The following is a 441-nucleotide window of genomic DNA, read 5'->3' as shown; positions in this document are numbered from 1 at the left end:
GGCTGTCGGCCAGTTGCTCGACGCGCCGCCTGCGCCACCGCCGCATCGGCCGCATCGGCTTGCGCGGCGGCCTGGCCGGCCTGCGCGAACAACTGATCCGACAATTGCCACGACGCGGCCAGCGCCTGCCAGTGCTGGTGCGATGCCAGCCACAGGCGGCCCGTTTCCTGCTCCGCCTGCATGGCGTGCTGGCGCTGCTGCAATGCCTGCAGTGCGCCGCGCGCCGTGTCGTTGGCCTGGTCGGCCGCCTGCGCCCCGTCCCTGGCCTGGCGGTGCGCGGGCACGTGGGCGCCGATACTGGCGTCGAGCGCCTTCGCCTGGTCCAGCAGGGGCGCCGCATCGCGTTGCGCCGTTTCGTGCGCCAGCAAGGCTGCCGCCGCAAGCTGCGCGCTGGCGGCCAGTTGCGCTTCGGTCGCCGCCGCTTGCGCCGTCTGCACGCGC

Annotated in this window: 1 pseudogene; it reads right to left on the bottom strand. The window is 74.6% G+C overall.

Annotated features, from left to right (window positions below):
• Positions 1-441 (bottom strand): annotated as a pseudogene (locus GCN75_RS28890) (AAA family ATPase); the annotation flags it as partial.

This window comes from Janthinobacterium violaceinigrum (genome assembly GCF_009208555.1).
In the GTDB taxonomy this organism is placed as follows: domain Bacteria; phylum Pseudomonadota; class Gammaproteobacteria; order Burkholderiales; family Burkholderiaceae_D; genus Janthinobacterium; species Janthinobacterium violaceinigrum.
This window is presented reverse-complemented; position numbering and strand designations above follow the sequence as displayed.